This window comes from Arthrobacter sp. Y3221048 (genome assembly GCF_059092685.1).
This window is the reverse complement of sequence record NZ_JBNHHX010000007.1, coordinates 74,343-100,706: the sequence shown is the minus strand read 5'-3', so window position 1 is coordinate 100,706 and position 26,364 is coordinate 74,343. Positions and strand designations below refer to the sequence as shown.

23 protein-coding genes are annotated in these 26,364 nt (G+C 60.6%); 12 read left to right on the top strand and 11 right to left on the bottom strand.

Annotated elements, in window-relative coordinates; translation table 11 throughout:
* Window positions 1-550: 550 nt before the first annotated feature.
* Both AC5RVS_RS17440 and AC5RVS_RS17435 read left to right on the top strand, forming a co-directional pair.
* Window positions 551-1,486, top strand: a complete 936-nt coding sequence (locus AC5RVS_RS17440) for a ParA family protein (RefSeq protein WP_494109086.1) — start codon at window positions 551-553, stop codon at window positions 1,484-1,486.
* Window positions 1,487-1,620: 134 nt separating this feature from the next.
* Entirely contained in the window at window positions 1,621-1,947 is a 327-nt protein-coding gene (locus AC5RVS_RS17435) for an SH3 domain-containing protein (RefSeq protein ID WP_494109085.1), read from the top strand.
* A gap of 277 nt (window positions 1,948-2,224) precedes the next feature.
* On the opposite strand, the gene AC5RVS_RS17430 is transcribed toward AC5RVS_RS17435, so the two are convergent.
* Both AC5RVS_RS17430 and AC5RVS_RS17425 read right to left on the bottom strand, forming a co-directional pair.
* Window positions 2,225-2,548: a hypothetical protein gene (locus AC5RVS_RS17430; RefSeq protein ID WP_494109084.1), complete on the bottom strand. Its 324-nt coding sequence runs from the start codon at window positions 2,546-2,548 to the stop codon at window positions 2,225-2,227.
* Complete coding sequence (locus tag AC5RVS_RS17425; RefSeq protein WP_494109083.1) at window positions 2,505-2,870, bottom strand: hypothetical protein; 366 nt, start codon at window positions 2,868-2,870, stop codon at window positions 2,505-2,507. The genes AC5RVS_RS17430 and AC5RVS_RS17425 overlap by 44 nt, the downstream gene beginning before the upstream one ends.
* 107 nt (window positions 2,871-2,977) lie before the next feature.
* Between AC5RVS_RS17425 and AC5RVS_RS17420 the strand changes: the two genes are divergently transcribed.
* The 3 genes from AC5RVS_RS17420 (at window position 2,978) to AC5RVS_RS17410 (ending at window position 5,807) form a co-directional block, all read left to right on the top strand.
* Window positions 2,978-3,994, top strand: a complete 1,017-nt coding sequence (locus tag AC5RVS_RS17420; RefSeq protein WP_494109082.1) for an ATP-dependent DNA ligase — start codon at window positions 2,978-2,980, stop codon at window positions 3,992-3,994.
* Between the two features lie 499 nt (window positions 3,995-4,493).
* Window positions 4,494-5,471 (top strand): DUF4192 family protein, encoded by a 978-nt coding sequence (locus tag AC5RVS_RS17415; protein ID WP_494109081.1) that lies wholly within the window; start codon window positions 4,494-4,496, stop codon window positions 5,469-5,471.
* A 189-nt stretch (window positions 5,472-5,660) separates the two neighbouring features.
* A complete protein-coding gene (locus tag AC5RVS_RS17410) occupies window positions 5,661-5,807 on the top strand; it encodes a hypothetical protein (RefSeq protein ID WP_169304042.1) in 147 nt (48 codons plus the stop codon).
* 85 nt (window positions 5,808-5,892) lie between these two features.
* Here AC5RVS_RS17410 and AC5RVS_RS17405 read toward each other — a convergent pair whose 3' ends face one another.
* On the bottom strand, window positions 5,893-6,141 hold the full coding sequence (locus AC5RVS_RS17405; protein WP_494109080.1) for a hypothetical protein: 249 nt from the start codon (window positions 6,139-6,141) through the stop codon (window positions 5,893-5,895).
* Window positions 6,142-6,568: 427 nt separating this feature from the next.
* On the opposite strand from AC5RVS_RS17405, the gene AC5RVS_RS17400 reads away from it, so the two are divergent.
* Complete coding sequence (locus AC5RVS_RS17400) at window positions 6,569-6,997, top strand: hypothetical protein (RefSeq protein WP_494109079.1); 429 nt, start codon at window positions 6,569-6,571, stop codon at window positions 6,995-6,997.
* A gap of 601 nt (window positions 6,998-7,598) precedes the next feature.
* Window positions 7,599-8,951: a ParB/RepB/Spo0J family partition protein gene (locus AC5RVS_RS17395; protein ID WP_494109078.1), complete on the top strand. Its 1,353-nt coding sequence runs from the start codon at window positions 7,599-7,601 to the stop codon at window positions 8,949-8,951.
* A 381-nt stretch (window positions 8,952-9,332) separates the two neighbouring features.
* Here AC5RVS_RS17395 and AC5RVS_RS17390 read toward each other — a convergent pair whose 3' ends face one another.
* Genes AC5RVS_RS17390 through AC5RVS_RS17380 form a run of 3 tightly spaced genes read right to left on the bottom strand, consistent with a single transcriptional unit; the run spans window position 9,333 to window position 11,882 of the window.
* Entirely contained in the window at window positions 9,333-9,905 is a 573-nt protein-coding gene (locus tag AC5RVS_RS17390) for a hypothetical protein (RefSeq protein ID WP_494109077.1), read from the bottom strand.
* Between the two features lie 4 nt (window positions 9,906-9,909).
* Window positions 9,910-11,373 carry a hypothetical protein gene (locus tag AC5RVS_RS17385; RefSeq protein WP_494109076.1) on the bottom strand — a complete coding sequence of 488 codons (1,464 nt, stop codon included), beginning with the start codon at window positions 11,371-11,373 and terminating at the stop codon, window positions 9,910-9,912.
* Window positions 11,370-11,882, bottom strand: a complete 513-nt coding sequence (locus AC5RVS_RS17380; protein WP_494109075.1) for a hypothetical protein — start codon at window positions 11,880-11,882, stop codon at window positions 11,370-11,372. Before AC5RVS_RS17380 ends, AC5RVS_RS17385 begins: the two co-directional genes overlap by 4 nt.
* 302 nt (window positions 11,883-12,184) lie before the next feature.
* Here AC5RVS_RS17380 and AC5RVS_RS17375 point away from each other — a divergent pair, with 302 nt between their 5' ends.
* The 5 genes from AC5RVS_RS17375 (at window position 12,185) to AC5RVS_RS17355 (ending at window position 19,570) form a co-directional block, all read left to right on the top strand.
* Window positions 12,185-13,165 carry a hypothetical protein gene (locus AC5RVS_RS17375; RefSeq protein WP_494109074.1) on the top strand — a complete coding sequence of 327 codons (981 nt, stop codon included), beginning with the start codon at window positions 12,185-12,187 and terminating at the stop codon, window positions 13,163-13,165.
* A gap of 388 nt (window positions 13,166-13,553) precedes the next feature.
* A complete protein-coding gene (gene hsdR, locus AC5RVS_RS17370; protein WP_494109073.1) occupies window positions 13,554-16,031 on the top strand; it encodes an EcoAI/FtnUII family type I restriction enzme subunit R in 2,478 nt (825 codons plus the stop codon).
* An 83-nt stretch (window positions 16,032-16,114) separates the two neighbouring features.
* A complete protein-coding gene (locus AC5RVS_RS17365; protein ID WP_494109072.1) occupies window positions 16,115-16,711 on the top strand; it encodes a type IV toxin-antitoxin system AbiEi family antitoxin domain-containing protein in 597 nt (198 codons plus the stop codon).
* A 245-nt stretch (window positions 16,712-16,956) separates the two neighbouring features.
* The gene (locus AC5RVS_RS17360; RefSeq protein ID WP_494109071.1) at window positions 16,957-18,438 is read left to right on the top strand and encodes a class I SAM-dependent DNA methyltransferase; all 1,482 of its coding nucleotides are present in this window, start codon (window positions 16,957-16,959) and stop codon (window positions 18,436-18,438) included.
* Between the two features lie 4 nt (window positions 18,439-18,442).
* Window positions 18,443-19,570 (top strand): hypothetical protein, encoded by a 1,128-nt coding sequence (locus AC5RVS_RS17355; RefSeq protein ID WP_494109070.1) that lies wholly within the window; start codon window positions 18,443-18,445, stop codon window positions 19,568-19,570.
* A gap of 133 nt (window positions 19,571-19,703) precedes the next feature.
* Here AC5RVS_RS17355 and AC5RVS_RS17350 read toward each other — a convergent pair whose 3' ends face one another.
* The 5 genes from AC5RVS_RS17350 to AC5RVS_RS17330 all read right to left on the bottom strand — a co-directional run bounded on the left by AC5RVS_RS17350 (window position 19,704) and on the right by AC5RVS_RS17330 (window position 25,664).
* Window positions 19,704-20,282: a recombinase family protein gene (locus AC5RVS_RS17350; RefSeq protein WP_494109069.1), complete on the bottom strand. Its 579-nt coding sequence runs from the start codon at window positions 20,280-20,282 to the stop codon at window positions 19,704-19,706.
* Between the two features lie 546 nt (window positions 20,283-20,828).
* Window positions 20,829-21,656: an SDR family NAD(P)-dependent oxidoreductase gene (locus AC5RVS_RS17345; protein WP_494013042.1), complete on the bottom strand. Its 828-nt coding sequence runs from the start codon at window positions 21,654-21,656 to the stop codon at window positions 20,829-20,831.
* A gap of 54 nt (window positions 21,657-21,710) precedes the next feature.
* Window positions 21,711-22,796, bottom strand: coding sequence for an amidohydrolase family protein (locus AC5RVS_RS17340; protein WP_494109068.1), 1,086 nt, complete (start codon window positions 22,794-22,796; stop codon window positions 21,711-21,713).
* 1,423 nt (window positions 22,797-24,219) lie between these two features.
* Complete coding sequence (locus tag AC5RVS_RS17335; protein WP_494109067.1) at window positions 24,220-25,002, bottom strand: HpcH/HpaI aldolase family protein; 783 nt, start codon at window positions 25,000-25,002, stop codon at window positions 24,220-24,222.
* Between the two features lie 143 nt (window positions 25,003-25,145).
* Complete coding sequence (locus AC5RVS_RS17330; protein ID WP_494013039.1) at window positions 25,146-25,664, bottom strand: cupin domain-containing protein; 519 nt, start codon at window positions 25,662-25,664, stop codon at window positions 25,146-25,148.
* Window positions 25,665-26,364 lie beyond the last annotated feature (700 nt).

Genomic DNA, 26,364 nt, shown 5'->3' with positions numbered 1-26,364 from the left:
AACTCTGTTAGTCCGGCCGTACGCGCGTTTCCCCTGTGGAGCGGAAGCCACCAGGTCCTTAGAATGCCGCGTGTGAGTCCGGGACTGACGGAGTCTGTTACTCACGGAGTAACAGGGCAGCGGACTGGATTCTCGCCGCGAGGCTGACACGCGGGGGAAACTGCGTTTCTCTGCAACTCTGTTAGTCCGGCCGTACGCGCGTTTCCCCTGTGGAGCGGAAGCCACCAGGTCCTTAGAGTGACGCGTGTGACTGACAGAGTCTGTTACTCGCGGAGTAACAGGTATCTGGCAGGTGCAGCAGGTGCAAATTCCCTGTTCTCGTCCCGAGGCTGACAACCTGGAAAAACGCCGGTCTCGAACTTTCTTGGACTATGTGGTCCGGACATGCGGCCAAACTGCCCTTGTGGAGTGGCAGATCCTCGCAGGACAGGTAGAAGCGGAGTCCGGAACTTACAGAGTCCTGTAGTCACGTACTTACAGAGTCACGGCGCGCCTCCCGAGATTGTGTTAGGTCGGGCGCGAAGATGGTCAAAGAGTGAAGGGAGATCATATGACACAGGGACTGGAGCGAGTGGTTGCCGTCGTTAACGGCAAAGGGGGTGTAGGAAAGACAACGATCACCGCCAACATTGGGGGCATGCTTGCCGCGAGCGGCTACAGAGTCTTGTTGGTGGATATGGATCCCCAGGGCAATTTGGCCGAGGAGCTGGGCTACACCGCGAGTGAGGTCAACGATGACGGGCTGGGGCTTGCCCAGACACTGGCATTCGGTAGCGCACTCCAACCCGTCGTGGGAATCAGGGAGAATCTCGACGTGTTAGTCGGTGGTTCGCATCTAGATATGGCAGCGGCCGGTCTCACCATGAAGGCGCAAAAGGATCCCCAAGGTGCCAAGGCCGCATTGGCTGCAGCCCTCGGACCAGTAGCAGCTGACTACGACTTGATCTTTATCGACTGTCCGCCGGGCCAAGAGACGCTTCAGCAAGCGGCATTAGCGGCGGCCCGCTGGGCATTGATCCCAGTGAAGACTGATGCTTCTTCGCGCAAGGGACTCAGAGATGTCGCACGCCGGCTGGACGCGGTCGTAGAGATCAATCCGGATATTGACCTTCTTGGTGTCGTGCTGTTCGGTGTCAATCGCTCAGCCAAGCGAGTTTCCGAGGCTGCTCGAGAAGCTGTGCTAAACGACCTGGGGGAGGGGGCACCGATTTTCACGACGTCAATTAGACATGCAGAGGCAGCAGCGCAAGAGAGCCGTGAAAGAGGGCTGCTGGCTTTCGAACTGGAAGAAGCGGTTCTGTCTGCACCAAAATGGTGGGAGTTGCGCCGTAACAACGTTCAGCACGACGGCCCCAGATCAAAAAGTGCTGTCGGTGTTGCCGAAGATTTCCAAGCTCTGGGAGAAGAGATCGTCGCCCGGATCACTGCCAATGAAGGTGTAGCAACTTCAGAAGCCCCAGCTGCGGCAGGGGAGGCCACCCATTGAGTGCACCCATGCGCCGGACTCTTAGCGGTCTGACACCTAAGGCAGCGGCTCCAAAGAGCGAAGTAAGGCAACTCATTCGATCTAACAGGACGGAGCCGGTAGCCCCAAAACCCGCGCCCGAAGAAGTCGCGCCGATGCAATCGGCGACCGTCGCTGCCGAGTCCGTAACTGGAACGCCAGAGCCTGTGACTAACAGAGTTCCGAAGTATCTGAAACTAAAACGTCGTGAAGCTCGCGTGTACGCCGAACAAGCGGACGAACTAACTTTGTTGACTCGACGGCTGAACACGGCCCGCCGCCTTCCCGATGGGACAACAACGGGGGAGCGAATTACGGACAACACTCTTCTCCGGCTGGCTATAGATCTCCTTCTCGCCAGAACCGATGACCTCAAAGGGACGACGGAAGAAGAGTTAGCTGCGAGCCTCGGGCTGAACCCGCGCAAGCCCGGCGACGGCTAGGAAGTCCGCAACCAATTCAGGACCTAGGGGAAGCGGCCCCCTCCTGGCCGCTTCCCCTATCCGTGTGCGCACACCGGCTTGCACAAGACGGAGCTTTACCGGAGTCGACGAGCACGCCTAGACACTGCCTGAGCCGGCTGGCCGAGTGGAGAAGCGCGTAGCGATCTAGCGCACATCATCACAGACAAGACCGAGTTACCGGCCACGAGACGACAGGACTGGTACCAGGAACCTCTTGCCGATGAGAGAAACAAAAGGCCTGTTCATTCTTTGCGTCTTAGGTTTCGTCGGAGACGTGGACGAGATGCCAGCCTTCCCATCCCGGGTGTTTGCGGACTTCCAGGGTGCGCAGCGGAGAGGTTGAGGTCGCCCGTACCTGCAGGCGCCAGAATTCAATGTCGACAATGTTGCCCCGCCCGCGCCCGGCCGGCAGGTTTGATTCCCACCAGTTCCACCGGGTGAACCAGCGCAGCGGCTCGGCCGCTACCGGCCAGAGCCGGCCCCGCCAGCGCACCGCCAGCGGCACACCCTGGGGTGTGAACCGGATGTCGACCGGCTCATTGAGCCTTCTCTGGCCTGGTTGTTCCTGTACCGCTGTCATTGGCCTGTCCCATCCTGTCTCCCAAAGCCGTGCTCCGTACCTGATCGTTCCGCCGCCGCACCGCGGACGCCCACACCCAGGTCACCCGCCGGACCACTGCGTCCGCCCAAGTGACCTGTACCGCCCGGGACGTCCAGCCGAACGCCTCACCGGCGACCAGCTCAGCCGAACCCGGGAACCGGATCCACGCCCACACCGGAACACCCGGCACCACACGGGTCACCTTGCAGTGCTCGAGGTCCAGTTCCTCCGGGGTCAGCGACACCGGCTCGGCCCGCCTGGTGTAACCGGCCGCCAGCTTCGCCAGCGCGTCCCGATCCATCCCTTAAAAATAGAACACATGTTCGAATTAAGCGAAGCGCCCGAACCAAAGATTCCAGCGTCTTGCCCCGCCCAGTGAGTCCAAGGTGTGCCTTGTATCGTGGGGTCATGGATGCCGGGCTGCCGGTGGGTCTGAGTCTGCCGGTGAAGGTGGCGTTGGCCCGAGCGGTGGAAAAGCTGCCGGGTCCCGGCGCGCTGCCCGGGGGAGCCTGGTACGAACCGAAATGGGACGGGTATCGTGCGGTCGTCAGCCGCGACGGGGATGAGACTTCCATCTGGTCCCGGCAGGGCAAGGACCTTTCCCGGTACTTCCCGGACCTGATCAACGCGGCAGCCGAGCTGCTGCCTCCCGGCTGCCTTCTTGATGGCGAAGTCGTGATCTGGTCCGAGGACCGGCTGGACTTCACTGCGTTGCAACAGCGGCTCGTCACCTCGGCGAAGGCTCTCCCCACGTTGGTGCGTAAGGTGCCGGCCCACTTCGTCGCCTTCGACCTGCTCGCTATCGCAGGACACGACCTCCGGGGCGAGGTGTTCCGGGTCCGACGGCGGCTGCTCGAAGAGCTCGCGAAAGACTGGGTTGGCGGCCTCGAACTGTGCCCCGGAACCAGTGACCCGGAAACAGCCGCGACATGGTTCGAGGAACTGCCCGCCCTGGGCCTGGAAGGGCTCATGATCAAAGATGCAGGCCAACCGTATGAGGGCGGCCAGCGGCAGTGGCAGAAAATCAAGAGCCGCCACTCAGCAGACGTTGTCTGCGCAGCGGTGATCGGTCCAATCGCCAGGCCGCAGTCGATCGTCGTCGGGCTGCCCGTCGACGGAAAGCTGCGCATCGTCGGACGCTCGGCGCCGTTGAAGGCCGCCGCCGCGAAACTCCTGGGATCGCAGCTTCAGGCAGCGGGCCCGGAACATCCCTGGCCGCACCGGGTGAAATCCACGGTGCTGGACCGGTTCAAGGCGGACGCCGGCGAAACCGAGCTGACCCTGGTGGAACCGCTCGTCGTCGAAGTCTCGGCCGACACCGCGATGTCCGGTACATCCTTCCGGCACGCCGTACGCTTCATGAGGGCCCGACCGGAGCTGGATCCGGCATCGGTGACCCATCCCGCGGGAGAAAGAATGCCGTAGATAGCCGTTTCGAGGACCCGGGTTATACCCAGTGGGGACAGCTTTGAGCTGTGCGGAGGGCTCCACCTGCCCGCCAATGGGCATAACCCGGGCCCCTAAAAGCCCTGGGTCTTCGCTGCGCTACGCCCTGGTGGGCGTCCGCTGGCGCGGCCGGCTGTTGGGTCCAGGGCTTCCGTCGCAGAGCTCCGGGATCCCTGGCCCTTTTCCACGTCTTCGACGTTTTTTGGCTGCTGTCCTTCGGATCGTACGTGCCCGCTCCAGCCCGTCTAGCCCCTCCTTCGTCGGGGCCTGCGGTGCAGGAAATGTCCCTGCGGCGCTCCTTCGTCGCTTATTTCCTCTGGGAATTTCCCGCCCCTTGCCCTGCGGGTAGACAGGCCTCCGTCGGGCACAGCTCCGCAAGCTCCGCCAGCAGCCAAAAAACAACGGGGGAGAGGGGACGCTGGCCGGTCACCTTGGCCGCCCCACCGACCGAAATCCTTGGGCAAAAAGGAGCAACACCATGAACGAGAAACTGAACCTCACCGGACCCGCCGACCTGCTCGCCACCGTCCCGCACCTGCTGGGCAGCAAGCCCACAGAGTCGTTCGTCGTCCTCACCGCCCGGGCAGGCGCCCTGGGCGCGACCCTGCGGGTGGACGCCCCGGAGCACGCCGAACCGGTGCCCTACGCGCAGACCTTGACCAGCCACGCGGCCAACGACGAGGAAGCTACCGCGTCCTACGTCATCGTCTACACCGACGAAGACCCGGAGGGCTACCCCTACGCCGCCCACGTCGCGGCCCTGGTCAACGAACTCGCAGCGGCCCGGATGCCCGTGCGGAACGTCTGGCTTGTCACCTCCACCCACTGGGCCGAATTGGGCACCGACGAACACAACCCGCTGGATGAGATCACCGACAGCCAAGCCAACGCAGCCCTGACCTACATGGGCAGCGCCACCGACGTCGACGTCTACAACCCGGCTTTGCTGGGAACCTGGGCGCTGCGCGTCGAAGCGCCCGAGGGCACGGAAGCCCAGACTGATGCGGCCTGCGCGGCGTGGGCGGTGCTGCTGGACGGTTCGGCGACCCCGGACGGGCAAAGCGCCCGGGACCTCGCGGCCGCGTTCCAGAACAAGTTCATCCGGGACTTCATGTTCCGGGAGACCATCACCACCCACAACGGCAGCTTCGCCGACGTGATGCTCGGCAAGTTCACCGGCCGCCCCGACTGGGACCGCATCGACCGCGCCGAAGCCATGGCCTTCGAACTGATGAAAGTAGTCCCCACCGGCCAGCGCGCACCCATGCTGACCCTGATGGGCTGGCTGGAATGGCTCAAAGGCAACGCCACCGGCGCCACCCGCTACCTCAAGCACGCCGCCAACGACGTGCCCGGCTTCAGGCTCGCGGTCCTCATGCAGGAACTCATCAACCGCGGCTCAATTGCCGAGGTCGCACGGAACGTCGAAACCGCATACAAGCGCCGCATGATCTAGGCAGGAACAGGCCGGCCCGGGGCTCACAGGACCCGGGCCGGCTTTTTTCGGTGGCGGGGCGGCCTCCCCCGCTGGCGCTCCTCCGGCCGCCATACGCTCGCGCGGGCGCAGCTACCAAACCCACTCAACGGGCAGAAACCCCCGATACAGTGGAGAAACGAACACTGCATCGACCATGGGACCGCGAGCATGAGCACCGAGAACACCCGTACCGACGACGAACGACCCGCAGATCCCAGCATCGCCGAGGACGTCATCGAGCTCAGCTTGCTCACCGCCGGCGAAACCACCGGCCCGGTTGATACCGAATGGGCCCAGGAGCACCACAACTTCTAACGAACTGGCAGCGAGACGCTGCCCCACAGATTTCCTTTGCCCAAGGGAAAACGAGAAGGCCGGCACCGCAAGGTGCCGGCCTTCTTCATGCCCGGGATCTTGCCTGGGCATGCCGCCAGAAAACGGCCGCCGCGAGGCTGTTCAGTGTGAGGATGAAGAGGTCGCCGGTGATCGGCCGGCGGATGAAGAGATCCAGGATCACCAACGCCAGCGCCCCGCCGGCAGCGACCGTGAACACCACGGCCAGGACCTGGTAAACCCGCAGAGAATCCCACCCAGGGGCGCGTTGCGCGCGGCCCGGGCGCCCACCATCATGCAGGGCCGAGTCATTCATGCGTTACTCCTACGCAGAAGCAGCGCGCGGGGCGCGCTGGGGGTTTCGCTGCGCTAAACCTGGTGGGCGTCCGCTGGCGCGGCCGGCTGTTGGGTCCAGTGCCGGCTCCGCAGAGCTCCGCCACCCCTGACCCTGTTGTGTCTACGACGTTTTCTGGTTGCTGTCCTACGGATTCTAGGCGTCCGCTCCACCCCGTCTAGCCCCTCCTTCGTCGGGGCCTGCGCCCCGGAAATTCCTCTCCGGCGCTCGTTCCTCGCTTATTTCCTCCGGGGATTTTCCCGGCCTTGCCCTCCGGGTAGACGGGCTTCCGTCGGCCGCCGAGCAAGCAAGCTTGCCAGCAACCAAAAAACAACGGGGGAGAGGGGAAGCTGGCCGGTCACCATTGGTCGCCCCACCCACCACATTCCTCTGCAAAAGGAGTAGCACCATGAACGCCATCACCACCGAGACGGTAACCACCGCCGATACCGGCGAGGTCATCACCGACGCCCCGGTTCTGCGCGATTACCACGCCGACGGCGGGTACGAGTGGATGGACCTCATCGCCGAACACGGCTGGACCGTGATTCCCAGCTGGGGGAGCGAGGGCTGGGACCTTGGCCAGTGGCCCTACGTCATGGTCGCTGCCATCCGCACCGCCGATTCCATCGGCAACCTGTTCGGCATCGCCACCTACTGCGAGGGCGACGTGGAAACCACCTACTACCGGACCAAGGCCCGGCAGTGGGACGCCATCACCGAGCAGGCATTCTTCCACTGGAAGAACGGGCAGGCCCACGGCCCGGCCGACCTGCCCGAAGCCGCCGCGGAACTGCCCAGCCGGTACCGGATGCCCTACACCGTCCACGCCGCCTAACCAGCACCTATGGTGGCCGGACCGCTCAGCTCCGGCCACCAGCCCGTCCCGGCGAAAGTTCGGGCGGGCCGCCGCACGGTGCAGCTGCCGCCATGGTCCCCGGCGGCGGCCCGCCAATCCCGAAAAGTCCGACGCTCATCACCTTGCCGCCCCGGACCCGCCCCGGGGCCCTGGCCATCACGGGAAAAGTCCAACACGCTGCTGGACAAAGAGGGTGCTCGAGGGCTCGCACTGATTCGGGCGTCCGCTGGCGCGGCCGGCTGTTGGGTTCAGTGCCGGCTCCGCAGAGCTCCGCCGTCCCTGAACCTGGTGTGTCTACGACGTTTTTGGCTGCTGTCCTTCGGATCGTACGTGCCCGCTCCACCCCGTCTAGCCCCTCCTTCGTCGGGGCCTGCAGGGCGTGAATGTCCTTCCGGCGCTCGTGCCTCGCTTATTTCCTCCAGGAATTTCCCACCCTTTGCCCTTCGGGTAGACGGGCCTCCGTCGGGCACAGCTCCGCAAGCTCCGCCAGCAGCCAAAAAACAACCGGGGGAGAGGGGAAGCTGGCCGGTCACCACTGGCCGCCCCACCCACCAAAATCCTCTGCAAAAGGAGCAACACCATGAACACCACACCCACGCTGGAAATGCTCAACCCCAAGACCCTGACCATCGACATCAACGTCCGCAAGGACGCCGCGCTCACCCCCGCCTTCGTGGCCAGCATCAAAGAACACGGCGTACTCGAGCCCGTGATCGCACACCGCAAGGACGACGGCACCGTGCACGTTTTGATGGGACAGCGCCGCACCCGCGCCGCCGTCGAGGCCGAACGACCCGAGATCCCCGTCATGGTCACCGAAAGCCCCGAGGAAGCAGAACGCATCGTCACACAGGTGGTGGAGAACATTCAACGCTCCGCGTTGACCGAGGCCGACGAGGCCGAGGCCTACCACCAGCTCTCCCTGATCGGGGTGTCAGCGGCGCAGATCGCCAAGAAAACGGGGCGGACCAAGATCAACGTTGAGGACGCGCTGAAAGCCAAGTCCACCACCGCCGGGGACGCCGCCCTGGGCAGGGGATGCACCATCGAAGAAGCCCTGATTCTGGCTGAATTTGAAGACGACCCCGACGCGACCGAGGAACTGGAATCAGTCCTCGCCGACGAACCCGACATGCTCCTGCACGTCACCCAGCGCCTGCGGGACAAGCGGGACATCGCCGCCGCCCGTGCCGCGCTGATAGCCGAACTCGAAGGCCAGGGCAAGACCATCGTCGAGGACGCTGGCCACTACGCCGACGAAGACGCCCTGTACGTCTCGGCCGCGAACCGGGCCGACGGTGAACCGGCCACCGAGGACGACGCCAACGCCTACATCATCCAGCGCGACTGGCAAGGCAACCACTCCGCCAAACCAGTCATCAGCGGGTGGAAGGAACTCGGCTTCACCCCGCGCCACGAACGCTACGACGGCGGCCGCCAGGCACAGTCCGGCCCCATGACCGAGGAACAGAAAGCAGAACGCAAGATTCTGATCGCCAACAACAAGGCCATGGAATCCGCGACTGTCGTCCGCCGGGAGTTTGTGAAGAACCTGCTGGCCCGGAAGCAGGCACCCAAGGGCTGGCAGTACTTCACCGTTCACGCCATCACCCACCACCCCGAGACCGCCAGCGGCTACCAGGGCGAAGTCGCCGCAGACATGATCGGAGCCAAAACCGAAGACAAGAACGGACGCTGGGGCTGGAACCCGCTCCGCGACCACGTCGCCAACACCACCGCCCGGCCCGAGTTCTCCCTGATCGCACTGATCTGCGCAGGATACGAAAAGACCATCGCCAAGGACTCATGGCGCTCACCGCACCAAAGCCACCGCGACTACCTCAACCAGCTGGTCACCTGGGGCTACACCGCCTCCGAGAACGAGCAGATCATCATCGACAGCGGCAAAGAGATGACCACCGAAGGCGCCTAAAACAAACCTTGCCGGGCGGCCACGAGAACCGCCCGGCAAGGCACCAACCCCCACACGCCGTCCAAAAACCTCCCAGAAGTGGGGCGGTCCGCCGCCAGGGCGATCCACAACAGCCACTCACCAGCGGCGGACCGCCATTCACCGCGACAACACGACCGACCAACCGCCCAGCCGCGGGACCAAGAACAACGAGGTACCCCGTACCCGGCACCGCGGCAGCACTACAACCACTTTCAGCTAAGCTGAATCAGAAATTTCCTTTGCAGAGGGAAACCCAGGAAGGGTCGGCACACGTAGTGCCGACCCTTCTGCATCTACGCGGCGCGCTGCTCGATCCTCTCCTGATTGCCTGCGGCTCGCAGTGAACTTTTAACACACCGTTCAGGGCTCACGGTCTTGGTCTAGTGTCTCCATGACCCGGCTGAGCTTGTGACGGAAATTTTTCTGCTGTCCGTTGCTCGGGAATGGTATCCGGTCCTGGATGAAGCGCGACCCGATCCGCAACTTCGTTAGTTGGCTCAGCCCGTCCTGGACTGTCGCTTTTACCGGTATGGCCACAAAGTCGTTGCGTCCCACAACGCGCAACCTATTCAGCAGGTCTTCTTGGTTAGCGCTGATCGCCTGTTTGCGGAGAGCCGGTTTGCGGAGGGCGATCCGTCCTTCGATGGCGTCGATCAGCAGGTAGCCGTCGGTGGCGAAGCGCTGCAGCAAGGCCGGCTTGTTGCTCCGCATGTAATCGGTGCCGTTGGTTCTCAACTCCGCGTAAAGGACCCGCAACAGTTCCAAAAAAAGGTAATCATGTCGGGTGCTTTCGGGGTAGTAGAAGTAGCGTTCGTCAGGGGGTGGTGCTTCAGCGATGAACACCACACGCGTGTGATGCGGGATGTGGGCGTGCCAAGCTGCCCGCCTTCTGTCCAGATCCGGGTCCGGATGGGTACTGATCGAGTCTGACACTGGTTCAATCGTCGCCGAGTGTTTCAGCGAGTAGGCCCAGTAGGTCTTCAACGTTGCCCGTCGGGACTGAATCTCCGACTTGCAGGAATGCTTTCAGCGCTTGCCTTCGATCCTCAGGCAGCTCGTGCAGCAGTGGAATGGAAACTGCGAGTACATCCTTCAGCAGCGGCGTTCTGGTCGTTTTTGCATTGACGAGACTGGTTTTGAAGTTCAGAGCCAATTGGCCCTCGGGAAGTGGTACGACAGCCTTGACTACCGTGCTGCTCGAGGATAGGCCCTCGGCGAGCTTGGCAAGGCGCTCGTCATGCCCTACGCCCTCATTGGAGGTGAATTGCACCGTCGCGCCCCCATCCCTCAGCGTGACTTCGGTGAGTTCGTACTCTGCAGCTCGTCTACTGAGGGTTTCCACGTCGAGGCCATCGGTGGAAGCGACGTCGCTGGCAGCGACCTTGCCCTCCACAAGTTCCTTCCGATCAGCGACGAAAGCGGTGAAATCAGGACCTTCCAGGGCAAGAGCTTTGTTGCGGATCGACCAAAGGAACGGCTCGCTGTCCGCTGAAAAAAGGGTTTCCGCGCCGGAACCCACGGCAGCCGCCCTGCAGGGTATAACATCCAAATTCGCGTTTATCAGGTTCTGAAAGCTCTCGCTGTTTAAGGCGTTCAGGCTCATGCGGGACAGCTGCGACGTCGTGAGGAATCTGCCGATTCGGCGCCAAAAGTTTTTATCGCTTGCCGAAACGACATCGAGGATGTACTGCAGAGAGTCGTCGTTAAGGCTTCGAGAGAGGTCAGTCGGACCTGGGAACTGTTCCAGGCGCCCGTCGCTTCCTTCCCAGACGGCTTGCAGCACTCGCGTCATACGCGCTGCCTGAGGATCATCGAGGTATTGGGCAATAGCATCTACTGCCATCCGCGTCGGAACGCTTTGCGTTTCGAGGGCGGCGCTGAACCCCTCAGATACTGTTTTCGCTACAGCCTCTGCTTGCGGCTGGGCAAGGAGCCCACGGCCGCCACGGGTCAAGGCTTGACCAAGCAAGTTGATACCGGCATCTTCACTTCGCTGCTTGATTAAGGTTTCGATGCCGTCGGCGTCCGTTATGAGTGCCTGATGATCCTGAGCTGATTGTTCCAGTTGAGGAAAGCCTTCAGCATCTTCCTGGGGACGAGTAAGACCGAAGACGAAAGCGTTCTCAAAATCGAGTCGTGAGATTCCTTCCCGTAATTCAAGGAGATTGTCTGTGAATCTGAGGTAAACGGGTCGCTCGGTTGTTGCGTCCCAATTGAGAATCAGATCGGGTGCGTAGGTGTGATTGAAGTAAGAAGTGTCTCTAATGCTCACGGAACGATCGAGAGTTTCTAGTTCCTTGATTACTGCATTTTTGATGGCGTTGATTGAGTCTTGGGGTGACCTTACACCCAACGCGTTCACGATCTCTTGCGCGAAGCCAACTGATCGAACTTGGGTCATCTCCGCCCCCTCTCGGTGTCGAACTTTTCGATGAGGCCCCGATGCTCGGCCGAGATGGTTAGTGTCTCCTGCCGCTCTGACAAGACGATTATCCATAGCCTTTCGGCTACCGCGCTACAGATGTCCATGTTGATGGCGGCCTTGGCTTCGGCCTCGTCTTCTATGCCCAAGGTGTTCAAGCGGTGCAGGAGAACTGCGTCGCGGACTTCCTCTGCGGAGCAGAGTTCCGACCACTTCTTGAGGCTGAAGGGGTGCCACGTTATCCACATGAAGTGGTCGCAGTACTTGGGACTGTCCAGGTATGCGCAGTAGCACTTGGCTAGGTATTCGACGTACTCCGCGCCTTGGTTGTTACTGGCGTTCGTGTAGTTCTTGACCTCGGCGTAGAACCCCCGTCCTTCAAGGTCACCGCGAAGCAGTAGGCCGCCGAGATCATAGGAGAATGGTTTTCTTTTGCCGGCGGCCCATGGGAAGGTCAGCTTATCGACGGCAAATTTGTCGGGGTTCACCCAACAGGCATTTACACGAGTGGTTGATTCGAGCCACTCCTTTGCGCGACGCGCACCTTCGCGACCCTTTTCATGGGTCTCTTCCCCCGACATGAAATGACAATAGCAAGTTGATGCCGCCCGGCTGTTCTCTGTTACCCTTCAGCAAGTCTGAAGGAACGCCGATGGACCTGCTTGGCAGGGCGGGACGTTCTGTACCAGCTTCGGCCTTTGACGATCTTTAGTTGCCCACGCAGTTGAAGGCACCTCGCTCAAAACGACCCTTTAGGAGGGGTGTCCGACGTGCGCGGTAGGGTCGCACCATGTCCCTCACAACGCACCTCGCCGACAAAGACTCGCCGATTCGGCGATTCATCTACGAAAGCGCCCCGCGGCTTGCGCTAGCCGGAACACGAGGGCGCCAGGGAGCCTTGCTCGCCACATCATTCGGGTTCGACGAGCTGACTGCGCTTGAAACACGGCTTCCCATTCCGACAGAGGTGGAAGAACGCCAGAGCCACGCCACGATGGCGGGCATGGCTCTCGACTATCGCCTCCGCATGGAACTTCCCGGCTTCGACTTCGTGGAAACTATGGCGCGGAGAGGCCTGGACGTCCTTGCGGCGGACCTGAGCGTCGTACACAGGGGAAAGCACATACACAGGTTGTTGGATCAGGCGGCATTAGGCCTCTCCTATCTCACCTGGAAGGAACGGGACAGCCACCCGCTGAGCCTCGCCCGCGCATCCGTGCCCCTTGCCTGGTGTGAGAGTATCGCGCGTTCAGGACCGAAAAACGCGCTCTCAGGCGACCTGGGGCGCCGAATCAAGCGAATGAAAAGCGCTGCCGACCTCATGATGAGCATCGACGATGCGCTGGTGTTCGACATAGCAATCATGCGCGACGCGGTCGGACCGCTTTTGGAAGAGTGGAACCGTGCCATCGAGGGTGGGGTGGACTACGTGTCTAACCCGAGTTTCTTGGGAAGCGTGGCAGTGGGAGGGGCGGACGCGGATTGGGCTCTCGGCGACACCCTCGTGGAGCTGAAGACGAGGGAAGAGATCACTAACCCTTGGATTAGGGACACATTGTTCCAGCTGCTGGGTTACGCACTCCTCGACCTAGACGATTCGCTAGGCATCCGCAGGGTGGGTATCCTGCTCCCCCGGCAGCCTTTCTTCGCAGCGTGGACTCTCGAAGACCTCCTCGACAATGACGCAGATGCTGCCCTTCCCCGCCTCCGCGCTGACTTTGCCGTCCTCTTGGCCGAGACTGTAACTGCCGCTGACCCCGCTTGGGCGTAATCCCTTTCCCAGGGCGTCGTCAAAACGCATCGGTTCAATCCCAGAGAGGCTATCGCGGAATCTACTGCGGCTAACTCTTTGTTGCCTTCGATGCGGCATGAATATGACTAGGGCTTTCGGCCGCCAAGCCAATAGAGCGCGACATCTACATCTCTCGCTGACCAGATGTGACCATGTGCGTCAGCCGTCGATCGCAGAAACTCCAACAATTCCATGTAGCGCCCATACCTGCCGCGCGCGGCCGAGAGCGGGAATCCCAGAGTCTCCAGCGCAGTCTGGGCTCGTTCGTCGTATACAGCCATTCGTTCGGGTGCTGCAGCCAAGAGAATACGTGGGCCCAGTCATCAGCATGGCCAGCTTGGCATCAGAGAATATGTAGCATGGCAGCATGACGGTTTGGGGGCTTAACGAGGCAGATACTTGCCGTGAGTATGTGGTGCCTGCTATTGAGCAGGCTGGGTGGCTATCCACGCAGTTGCGCGAACAATTCCCCGTCCTCGGCGATAACATTCACCGACTGAGTGGCAAGACCACAAAACGGCGCTGCGACTACGTCCTCGAGTTGGAACCGGGCCAACCGCTGATCGCAATTGAGGCCAAGCGTGCCTGGGCCCGTCCCGACGACGGCATCCAGCAGGCTGCTCGCTACGCCGCACGGCTTGAGGTCCCCTTCGCGATCTCAACAAACGGTACCGGCTGGACTCTCCTGAATATGGTGACCGGACACCAACAGGACATCGACTCTATACCTGGCCCCGTGGAAGCCTGGGACCTTTTCTGTGAATCACAAGGCCTCAACGAGAGCGCCAAGGAACTTCTGCTGTCGAATTTCAGCGATGATCTCAAAAATGTAGATGGTTCGCCTAAAGAACTTCGTTACTATCAGCGTCTAGCCATCCATAAGGTCCTTGCCCGCATGGCAGCCGGCCAGAAGCGGCATCTGGTGGTCATGGCTACCGGTACCGGGAAGACGTTCACTGCGATGCAGTTGGTGTGGAAACTGTGGAACTACCACCGGCGGAATAATCACCCGGCAGGCGATGGTGCACCCTTCCGTGTGCTGTACCTGGCCGACCGCAAGGTGCTGGTCAATGACCCGATGAACAAGACGTTCAGACCGGTCTTCGGGGACTCCGTTGCCCGTATCAATACCAAGGATGTCCGGTTTTCCCGGAACATCTACTTCGCCACCTATCAGGCCCTCGATACTGTCACATCTTCCGATTCGGGGGACACAGATTCGGACGCCGTAGAAGCAGCGAATCTGCTGAACTATCCATCAGATTTCTTTGATCTGGTCATTGTGGATGAATGTCACCGCGGTAGTGCGCGTGAATCATCGTCGTGGAGGGGCATCCTTGAGCATTTCGCCCCAGCTCATCAGTTGGGCCTGACGGCAACTCCAATCCTGAAGGGTGAGATCGACACTTTTGGTTACTTTGGCAACCCCGTGTACACCTACACTCTGGGGCAGGGGATCGAGGACGGCTTCCTCGCCCCCTATACAATTCGCCGGGTAACGTACAGTCCCGACGCCGATGGTATCGAGGTGCTGGATGGTCAATTGGATGACCTGGGTCAGTTGATGCCGGAGGGAATCTACGGGACGAGGGATTTCGAACGCCGTCTCAGCCTGCCAAGCCGCACCAGAAAGATGGCAGAACACCTCACCGCGGTACTCGGAGATGCGCAGGACCGCGCTGTTGTTTTCTGCGTCGACGCAGATCATGCAGCGGACATGGTGCGCGAACTGCGCAATCTCCGCCCCGATAAGACGCGGGAAAATCCGGAATGGGCCGCCCGAATCATGACCGTTGAGCGCGAGAAGGATCGGCTGCTTGAGGAGTTCACGGACCCGGAATCCGATTCTCCCCAAGTGGCGGTCAGTACTTACTTGCTGACTACCGGAGTGGATATTCAGGACCTTAAGTACGTTGTCATCTGCCGGCCGGTCGGGTCGGTCCCAGAGTTCAAGCAGATGATTGGCCGGGGGACCCGGCTCTATCCGGACAAGGACAAATTTGAGTTCCAGATTATCGATTACGTTGGAGCCACTAGCCGCTTCCACGATAGGGATTTTGACGGTCCGCCGTTGAAAGATCCGGTAATTGTTGATATAGACGCGGATACCAGGAATCCTGCGGAATCTTATGTGAAGAGGCCGGATGAGGACGGCCAGACAGATGCTGGGACGGACCCCACCTTTGACTTTGGGGCTGGAGGTTCAGGGCACGTAAGAGGGAATGACGGCGCTGTGCTGCCGCAGGATCCGGTGCCGCCCCGGCTCGCCCGTTTTCTTCTTGGCGATGTGGAGGTCGAAAAACGTGAGGAGGGCTTCTTCGTTTATGACTTCGAGACTGGAAAGCCGCGGCTGGTCAAGGTCGTGGACTGGGTACGGGAACGGGTGCTGGACAGGTTCGATGAGCCGCGCGCATTGCTGGAAGCGTGGGCGGACCCCGAGACACGGGCCAACGTCCGACTGTTCCTTCGGGACGGCCGGATCGACGAGCGCCTCCTTATGGACGAACTGGGGCTGACTGCGGCGGATGGGATTGATCTCGTGGATAACCTGCTGCAGATCGTCTGGGGTGTCCCTCAGTTGACTCGCGCAGAACGCGCCAGCCGAGCTCAGAGGGAGCACGCGGAGGAACTGTCACGTATGTCCGATACCGCCCGGCAAGTCCTGGGCGCCCTATTGGACCTCTACGGCCAGCGAGGTATCGATGAGATCAGCCTGCCCGAGATCGCCCAAGTTCCCCCGGTCGCTGACATCGGCGACCTGCCCACCATCGCCCAAGCGTTCGGCGGCAGCCAAGCATGGCACGCCGCCCGTAAGCACGTCCAACAGTGGCTTTATGCCAGTTAGCTTGAAATTGACTGTAGTTTAAAACTAGACTATATTTTAAACTAAAGTTATTATATAGTTCTACATTGTGATAAGCTCGTTTCATGGGCGATCGAATTGACCTCAAGAGAAGGCTGAATGCCTTAGCCTTTCGTCAGGCCGGTTACTTCAGCGCCGGCCAGGCATTGAGCGAGGGATATTCGCATCAAGCTCAGAAGTATCACGTTGACCGGGGCAACTGGATCCGGGTAGATCGGGGGCTTTTCCGGATCGCAGATTGGCCCTCGGATGCGACCGACGTATTTGCTCGGTGGCATGTCTGGGCGAATGGCCAAGGGGTGCTTTCCCATCAGACGGCAGCGGAGATCCACGGCATTGGAGGCTTCGACAATGGTCCTGTTCACCTGACATTGCCCCATACAACTCAAGCTCGGCCTGTGGGAGCCGTGCTGCATGTAGGGAAACTGTCTGAGACGGATGTGGAGGAATGCGGGGCATACAGGGCAACGTCTGTCCTGCGGACCCTCGTGGACCTGGCCGATGAGGACGTACCGCAAGAGCGGTTGACCGTTGCAGTACGTGATGCTCTAGAGGATTCGAGGACTACGCGCCAGAGTCTTCGCATAGCTGCAGAGTTGCGGTCACCGGCGACCGCCCTGCGGATTGAACGGGTGCTGGCGGAACTGGCAGAGGCACAGTGAGGGCTCGGGATCCAGAGGTATCCCGTCAGCTGATCGAGGCGAAGATTGGCCCGATATGGTTCCTGCAGCCCCGTAGCCGGGGCCGGGCCCCGACGAACCTGCCACTTAGAACATGAATTCATCAGAATCATCAACGGGTTGGGCCTGCGGCCGGAGACCCTTAGGCAGGCATTCGACGCTGCCTACCTTATACACCGGGAGGCCAGGGGTCTGATCGGTTTCGAAACAGGAGGAACGAAGTAACTATGGCAACAGCCACATTAAAGCGAGCCGACTTGACCGCTGTAATTAAGCGTGGCAGGGATATCATGCGAAAAGACGCAGGTCTCAATGGCGACGTCGATCGCATTCCGCAGTTCGCCTGGTTGCTGTTCCTAAAGGCCCTCGATGATCTTGAAGTCAACCGGGCTATGACGGACGCTGATTATCGCTCAATTCTTGAACCGCCGTACCGGTGGCAGGATTGGGCGGCGAACACCCCGGGCCGTCGAACTGGGAATGATCTCATCGAGTTCGTCGAGGGGACGTTGATTCCGCACCTGCGCGAGGTCGGCGCCGGCGGGGATGCCTCTGATTCCCGGACAATCATTCGGGAGATTTTTAAGGAAACACGGAACCGGATGCTGTCCGGCAACCTGCTGGCGGACCTGCTAGATCAGGTGGACAAAGTGAACTTCGCCTCGTCTGACGACATCCATACAGTGGCGCACCTCTATGAAACGATGCTACGTGAAATGCGGGATGCAGCCGGCGACGCCGGCGAGTTCTACACTCCCCGGCCCCTCATTCGTTTCATAGTGGACCGGATTGATCCAAAGCCCGGTGAATCCGTCATGGACCCTGCAGTCGGAACCGGCGGTTTCCTCGTTGAGGCCTGGGACCATATGGTCACGAAGGCAGACACAGCGCAAAAGCGTGCCAGCATGAAGGGCTGCCTGCGAGGCTTCGAGAAAAAGCCGATGCCCTACCTGCTGGGCCAGATGAATCTGCTGCTGCACGAGGTCGACGGACCTCGGATTGTCCGATCTAATGCCCTAGCGTTCACCCAGGCTGAGCAACGGCGTGACGGCGTAGACGTCGTCCTAACGAATCCACCCTTCGGCGGTGAAGAGGAGTCCCACATCAAAGACAACTTCGCTTCCGGGCTCAGGACTTCGGAAACGGCATGGCTGTTCCTGATTTCTGTCATGGAGCGGATATCCAAGAGCAGGACGGGTCGCGCCGGAGTGATCATCCCGAATGGCGTCCTGTTCGCGGATGGTGTCGGGGCCAAGATCAAGGAGAAGCTACTCAAGGAGTTTAATCTTCATACGGTACTTCGGCTGCCAAACGGCACTTTCGCGCCGTATACATCGATTCCCACAAACGTACTCTTTTTTGAGACGGGCGGCCCCACCAAGGATGTGTGGTTCTACGAGCATTCCCTGCCTGAAGGACGCAAAAACTACACCAAGACGAAACCATTGCGCTTTGAGGAATTCGCAGAGTGCTCGGCATGGTGGGGCGACGAGAGCCGTGACGGCCGGGTGGAGAACGATCGAGCATGGCAGGTTTCTGCTGAGGACATCATTGCTGATAATTACAATCTCGATCTTCATAATCCCAATGCTGCTGACATCCTTGAACACCGACCCCCGACTGAACTTTTGGAAGAGCTGATAAGCGTAGAGAAGCAGGTTCTTGGTTCCCTTGAACTGCTCCACAAGGCTCTGACGGACGGACGGTAGGGTTTTGCTTAAGGTCAAACTCGGTGAAATATTGTGGCGTCGGACGGATAGTACCGATGTGGAAGATGAAGGTGTTTATCCCCTCTTAGGTGTCAAAAGTTTTGGAAAGGGTGCTTTCGACGCTGGAGAAATGTTGGGGTCAGAGACTTCTTACGCAAAGCTTCTTTCTTGCAACGCCGGACAAGTGGTTTATCCGAAACTGATGGCGTGGGAAGGCGCCTTTGACATCGTCTCGCAGGAGTTGTCAGGCAGGTACGTTTCGCCCGAGTTCTGTCTATTCGATATTGACGCGTCGCGCGCGCTGCCGTCCTTCATCGGTGAGTTCCTAAAATCTGAACAATTCATGTCCCAAGTAAAGTCGGGAGCTACAGGCACCAACGTCCGCCGCCGTCGCTTGCAGCCGAGTCAATTCGAAAAGATCGAGATCCCGCTCCCGGAGATCGATGTGCAGGGTCGCATCGTTGAAAGGGTCCGCAAAGTCTCTGATGCCCATCGGAGTCTCACTGAACGGGCCGCAGAAAGGCGGGCCCTAGAGGGCCCCCTTCTTCAGTCGCTCATCGACCGCTCGGGAGCTCCGGTCCAGCTTGGAGAGCTGCTGAAACAGCGGGTCAGGTGGATCGTTCTTGACGAGGGTGGTAGCTATCCGACTCTCGGAATGAGTAAAGCCGGGCGAGGGGCCTTTATTAAGCAGAGTGGTCCCATAAAAGCATCACGATTGCAGGAGCTTGTTCCCGGAGACTTCGTATACAGTCGGCTATTTGCTTGGCAGGGATCGTTTGGGCTCGTTCCTAACTCTACAAGCAGCGTTTATGCTTCAAATGAGTTCCCTAGTTTTGAGATAGACGAGGCGCGAATCAATCCAAAGTATCTCGCTGCGTGGTTTAGGCAACCGTCTATATGGCGCGAAGTTGAAAACCAATGCACTGGAAGTACTCCGGGCAGCAGAAACCGGTTCAAAGAAGCTCGACTATTGGCTATGAAAATCAACCTACCCGCCATGCGGCGGCAAGAGGAAAGTGTACGCGCGCTAGAAAAGTTCAAGGAGGCTGAAATGCTGACTTTTCGTCAAGAAAAATTAAGCGAAGCCCTTCCGAAATCGGTCCGCAACGAGATTTTTGCAGGGTTAATCTAGTGCCGGCACTGGTGCATTTTTGCCGATGCGAGTGGAGGCAGAGGGATGTGTCCTCGGCCGATGCATGAAAGGTGGCAATCGGGTCGAGAAGCGAAAGCGGCTTCCCCCTCGGTAGCGCAGGGTTAATAGAGCATCAGGCGTGCAGCGTTCGCTGCACGATGCGGTACACCGTGGACCGGGCGACCTTAAAAAGCTCGGCGATCTCGGCGGTCGTGTGCTGCCCTCCCTTATATAGGGAGACGAGGTGGGCTTCCTGGCTTTTGGAGAGTTTGGGCTGTTTGCCGCGGAGCCGTCCTTTGGCCTTGGCGACCTGCATGCCTTCGCGGGTACGGGCGCGAATGAGGTCGGATTCGAACTCGGCGACCATGGCCAGGACGTTGAAGAGCAGCCGGCCGACTGGGTCGGTCGGATCGTGCACGGATCCGCCGATGCTCAGCTTCACCTTCTTCTTTGTGAGTTCTTCGACGATGTCCCGGGCATCGGGCATGGATCGGGCGAGCCGGTCGAGTTTGGTGATGACCAAGGTGTCGCCGCCGCGGACGGCTGCGAGGGCTTCACGTAAGCCGGGCCGATCCCGGTTGGTGCCGGTGAGCCCGTGGTCGGTGTAGATCCTGTCCTCGGGTACCCCCAGTGCGGCAAGGCCGTTTCTTTGGGCGGTGAGGTCCTGTTCATTGGTCGAGACGCGGGCGTAGCCGACGATATGGGCCGTCATATGGAAAAGTGTAGCGTTCAGGGTACCTTCACCGGGCTTTTTTGCGGGCGGGGTATACGCGATTCCGCGAAGCCAGTATTTCCAAGGGATTTGTTCCGTCGGGGGAGTGGCATTCGGTGTCGCTGTGAAGGACCGGCTTGCGCGACGAAGGGAGGTCTGCGGGGAGCCGAGCGGTTTTGTCGAAGCAGGGCTTCGGCCGTTGCCGGATCCGGACCTTGTAGGGGGGGCCGGATCCGGCACGGTTGCCGGCAGTAGCCGGCGGAACGGAGCCTCAGGGAGCACCGGCAGCCGGCAGGGCGGTGCTGTCCTCGGCGGAGGCGTCCGTCTCCAGCCGCGCCGGTTTAGGGGCCGCCAGGTCTCAGGGAGGTCTGGGTGTGGCAGGTTGGCCGGAATCTCTGATTTATAGGACGTCCCATTTTTCAGAGACCCCGTCCCTGCCTTCTGCTTCTGTCTGGTGGCGGTGCCGGTGCTCTGGTGAGAAGCCCAGTGATGACGGGGCCTCTCACCGTCGACCCCACGTCTGCAAGCACAGCGCAGCTTCTGGAATTAGCGTCCTGGAGTCAGGCCTCCATCGACAGGGATGATCTGCGCCGTGATGAAGCGGGCTCCGTCCCCGACAAGGAAGACCAGGACGGGCGCGAGGTCCGTGTCCGGGTTACCGAACCCCACCTGCAGTTCCTCGTCGGTGGGCGGGAATCGCCGGGTACCGAGCGGGGACATGCTCTCCAGTTTACTCGCCACATGCTCTTGACCGGCTTTTGCCTGCGTCTCGGACGATTCGCGGAACATGAGTGTTCCTGCGATCGCAGGGTTGACCACGTTCGCCGTGATGTTGTGCTTGCCCCACGCAAATGCGAGCGAACGGGTCCAGGAGATGACAGCTCCTTTCGACGCCGAGTAGTGCGCCGCGGCCGGGTATTCGCGAAGGCCAGCACCGGAACCGAAATTGATGATGCGGCCGCCCCCGTTCTCGACGAGATACGGGAAGATCTCCTGATTCGTCAGGAATATCGACCGCATGTTGATGGTCATGAGCCGGTCGAACTCATTGTCATCGATTGACTCCGGGGCAATCTGCTTACCCATCACACCAGCGGTGACTACTAGTGCGTCGACTCCGCCGAGCGCACTCGCTGCCGATGCGAACGCTTCCTTCACCTCGGTGCGCACGGACGCGTCACAGTGAAAGTAAAAGGCCTTCCCAGGGCCACTCTGATTGGCCTTGCTGACAACCGCCTCGCCGTCTGAATCGCGGATATCCAAGGCGGCTACGTGGGCCCCTTCCGCGACATAAGCACGGACAATGGCCGCACCGGTCCCATTGGCGCCGCCGACGACGACGATCCGCTTATCCTGTAGTTGCATTTTTCTCATTTCATATATGTGTGGCGCTAGGTCCACTATTAATCGGGTCTGTAGGTTAGCGGGTCAGCGGTGGAACGTTGACTCAGCAGCAAAGCCGGTCTCTGGATGTACACTCGGCTCCACGAACCCTGGCTTCTCAGTGGACAATGGCAGGCCGTAGGCACGGCGGGCGGTCCCCGAGAACATCGCTGCCTTCTCCTCGTTCGAGAAGTCGCGCACCATCTTCTTGAAAGCATTCCAGAGCACGACGTACGAGACACTGTGCATGTCAAGCGGGAAATTGCTCTCGAACATGCATCGCTCTGGGCCGAACAAATCTACCGTGGCCAGGATGTACTCACGTTGTATCGCTGCGACCGCGTCTGAGTTTGGCGGAAGAGGACTGTCGCGGGTGTCGAGGCCCGTGAGGTCCATGAAGAGGCCGCCCAGCTTGACGTGGACGTTCTCGTGCACGGAGAGAGCTTGCATTTCGCGCAACCACTGCTGGAACATTTCGTCCCTGCGGCCCGCGTATGGGCCGGCGCCGAGCGGTGCCCCGACATGATTGAGGACGATCGTCGTGTCTTCAAACTCCTTAGCCAGGTCGGTCACGTCCTGGAGTTGAGTCTGGAAGACCATGGCGTCGAAGGTCAGCCCGGCCGGTGCGAGCTGGGCAAATCCTTCGCGGAAGTCCGCCTCCTTGAGGATCCCCTCCCGTGGCCCGCTGTGCAACGGTATATGGCGGTCGAAGGGCACCCGGTGCCGCACTCCTACGAATCGATCCGGGGATGCCGCGCGGTGCGCCGACAGCACCTCCTCGACGCGCCGACCGAGGAGGAGGTTGGCGTGGGCAACGATGCCCGCACAGGGGTGGGCGCTTGAAGTCCCAGAATGTAGGGCGCGAGCCGCCACGGCATCGATGTACTCGGTTTCGCCGACGGGGCGGAGGTGTTCGGGCCCGGACTGCCGGTAGAAGGACTGGGCTTCGACGTAGACGCTCGCGACTACGTTGTGACCGGCCGTCTGGTCGGCCAGCACCGCGTCCTCGCCGTAGGTCTCGAACACCGGAACAGGCGGCTTTTCCCACAAGTGGTGGTGCGCGTCGATGATCTCAAGATCGGCTTCGATCGGGTCCTCCTCAACGAGGCCCCTCCAAGCTGCGGCATCCATTTCGTATTGTCTCCTTGGTTATTGAGGGGACTAAACCATCCTCGCAACTTTCCACTTGCACTTACTCGCGGGGACGCTCTCGTAGGGCGCCCCCAGGCGACTGGTTGCGTTGCTCCGCTCCGTCAACCCCGTTCCCGCTTCACCTGCCGTCTGAGGCGAAGCGGGGGGGGGGGGGCCATGCGGCGGCACTACGTTCGCGTTTCAATCCCTTCCCTGCACCAAACGGACCCGCTTGAATCATCTTTGCCTGATCCGTTCACTGTGGGCTGTGGTCCGGGCCACATCAAATATTTGACCAGCCCCGAGACGAGATGTCTAATGCATAGTTCGAAGCGATCCATGCATCCAATGCAATCATTTCTCTTGAGGTGTTGGAATCCGAGCGGCAGGCCTTCCCGTCCTGGCCGACAGGGCCTCATCAGAAGGAAACGCCACTCGGGAGGTGTATTCCGGAAATCTGTTTCGCGGCTCGATTTTGAAAGTTCGTCGGCGTACCTTCGACAAGACATCGAATCGCTGACAACATCGCGTCAACCCGGCTCACCTCACCGGCCTGCCGCCCGAAGTGCTGAGCCTTCTGGCAAGGGCGGATGGCCGGCGAAACAGCCACGTGACGCTATATGCCCCGTGAGGCAATATGCCCGGATTTGCGTGTGGACGCCTTTCATAGGTCGCCACGAAGCAGCATTGGACAGTTATGAGTCGAGCGGCGGGTTGCTACTCGCCTGCCGCTTCATCCTGTAGCGTCGGCGACGCTGTGCCGCTAGCCATTCCACATCAAGGACTGAAAGGGTGGCCTTGCCAGCCCGAATGGGCGTTTGGAAATACATACCTGCCGGGCACCGGTGGAAGGATCATGCCGTGTCTATCGGCGTACGGAACTCCGGTTATTAGTGTCGGCCCTGGGGCTGACTCAGCCAGGGGAAGTAATGGCTAGACCTGTCTCAGTTGCGCCTCGCATCGCATCGAGTATCTCCGTGCGTGCGTGTGTCGTCGAGGGAAGGGGCGTGGCGTGTGCTGATCCGAAAGATCGTGCTCAACGAGCAGCAGTGCGGGAGGGCTCGCGAGGGTCAGTTGCAGCGGGATCGAGTTACTGGGCAGCGGCAGGCGCTGCCATGCTCCCTGATGTCATTTCACGCATAGCTGGCGGTGCATTGTCAGCGGCGGACCGAAGCAGTCCGAGATCACCCTCGACGATATCGAATGCGCCGTTCTCGAAGCCGTAGCTCAACGGTGCACGTGGTGAATACCTGCCGCCTGGGCCGTGCCAATCGTCTCATTCCAGATGGGCTCTAACTGGTCGGCATCCTGATGGGAGCGTGCCGCCTTGGCAGCCCAGCCACCGTCCGCAGGCAGGCCGGTGATCTAGGCATCGGCCGGGCGGTCAGAGGGAGGCCGGGGCCGAGGGCCAACCGGGAGGCATTCATTGGGCGGCTGAGGCGATGGACCGCATCTCGCTGATCTCCCCGCGCAGGGCGCTCTGCATCCCCTGGCGTTCACCGATACCTAGCATCATCATGCGCGATCCGTTCTTATAGAGCTTCTCGACATTGGACGCCAGCCCAATTGGACAGCTGATCTTCCCTGCCGCCTGGATCGCCTCGATAGCGCCGGCGACGATCTCTGCGACCTCCGGGTCCCACAGGCTCCGTCCCATGCGAATGGACAGGTCTCCCGAGCCAAGCAGGAAGGCGTCGATGCCGTCCACCTTGAGCATCTCGGGCAGGTTTTTTATGCCGAGCGGGGTCTCGACGAGAGCGGCGACGAACACCTGGTCGTTCGCCTGCCGGCAGTACGTCTCCGGGGCGAAGTCGTCTCCGAAATCGTCCCCCTCCCACTCATTCATCCAGCGTTTCACCGGCGGGACGTTGCACCAACCGCGTTCCCCTTCGGGGGCGAACCGGGCTGCCCGGACCATCATTTCGCAATCTTCGACGGTCTCCACGGTCGGGACGACAACTCCCTGTGCACCGGCGTCCAGGGCCTGCTCGATGAGGCTCTGCTCCTTCTCGCGGACGCGCACCAGCATCGGCACATTCATCGCCGCGCCGGTCATGATGCAGGCCGCTGCGGACTCGATTGACTTGCCTGTGTGCTCCAGATCGATTATCAAGTAGTCGACACCGCACCGTGCGAGGTACTCGGTGATCTCCGGATAAACGATCTGCTGGAACATGCCGATCACCAGATCCTGCTCGGTGACCATTTCTTTGAGGATTCTTTTTCGGGTCATGCTGCCCGGGCCTACCTTTCGGTGTGGGTGGGGTTTGGTTCGCGGGGATCACGCAGAGCTTTCACGGAGTCAGTTGTGCTCGCAGTTGGTGCTGCATCCAGCCCTCCTAGCCGGTGTCAGACCTGGTGGCCGACCTCAACGACTGCGATCTTCACGTCCTGATCCGGATGCGGGGCCCAGGCATGTTCTCCACCTCGCTGAACGAAGGTGTCCCCGGCGTGGAGCGTTACCGTATCTCCGTTGCGCATTTTCACGTCTACCGCTCCCTCAAGTACGACTCCGAAGTCGATCGTGGCAGTGGAATGCCAGCCGCCGTCCTCGGTGAGGCTGTTCATCACCACCCCCGCACGGTCGAGTGCCTCTGCATACGTTTCCGGTCCCAAGTGGTCGCCTGCGTGCTTGGGAAAACGGAGCAGTTGGAAGTTCACCGCACCAAAGGGCGGGAACAGGTTCTTGAAGTCGAGCGTGGGGTCGTCCCCGGGGAAGTTTAGCGGCGACGAGAGGTCCTCCTCCCACAGGACCGCGATGTTGTCCACGCCGGCCTGCCACTGAACCACACGAGGCGCTTCGTCATGGAAGAGAACGCGGCTGACGCCTTCGGCGTCCTTGCCCATGATCAGACGTTTAGTAGGCACATTTTTCCTAACTGAAGGGTTTTGGGGCACGGATTTGGATTCGCCATAAGCGACGACGAGCACATGCCCAGACACGTGATGCTCGATACTCAACCAGAAGCAGCAATTGGATGTCTATTGCATCGTTTACGTCTATCCATGCGCTTCATGCATGAATGACCTGTTGGGGGAGCACCCGGCTGAAGGTGCGGACATACCAGCCGTCCGATCCGGCGACGAACGCCACACACCCTGTCGCGTTCCGGCTCGGGTCCGGTCGAGGTCGCATGCCACCACGAGCTGGCCCGCCCGGGCAGCCCCGCCATCCGCGACGAGCATTTATCCCCGACAGCCGCGCGAAAACCCTCGGTGACCGCCTCGGGAAGGCCCGCACAGTAGACATAGCCATAACCTGGCCAAAATCGCGGGTACAGCTGCAGTCGCCGTGCCCTGGGCAACGCCGCCGCTGCCGGCCGAGCTCGAGGAGTTGATGCAGCAGCTGAAAATGCCGCACCCGCAGCCTAATTCGCCACCAGAGGGCAGGACTTGCCGGTGCTTGACAGGCCTTAGATCGCCAGCCACCGCACGGCACGACCGGTGGTGAAAATGGCTCTTCTGTGGGTCGACTGTTCGTCGACCCACAGAAGATTTGTGTTGGCAGTCAAGCATGCAGATCGTGCGGCTGCCTTAGCCTGTCGCCGGTTTCATTCCATGGCGGCGT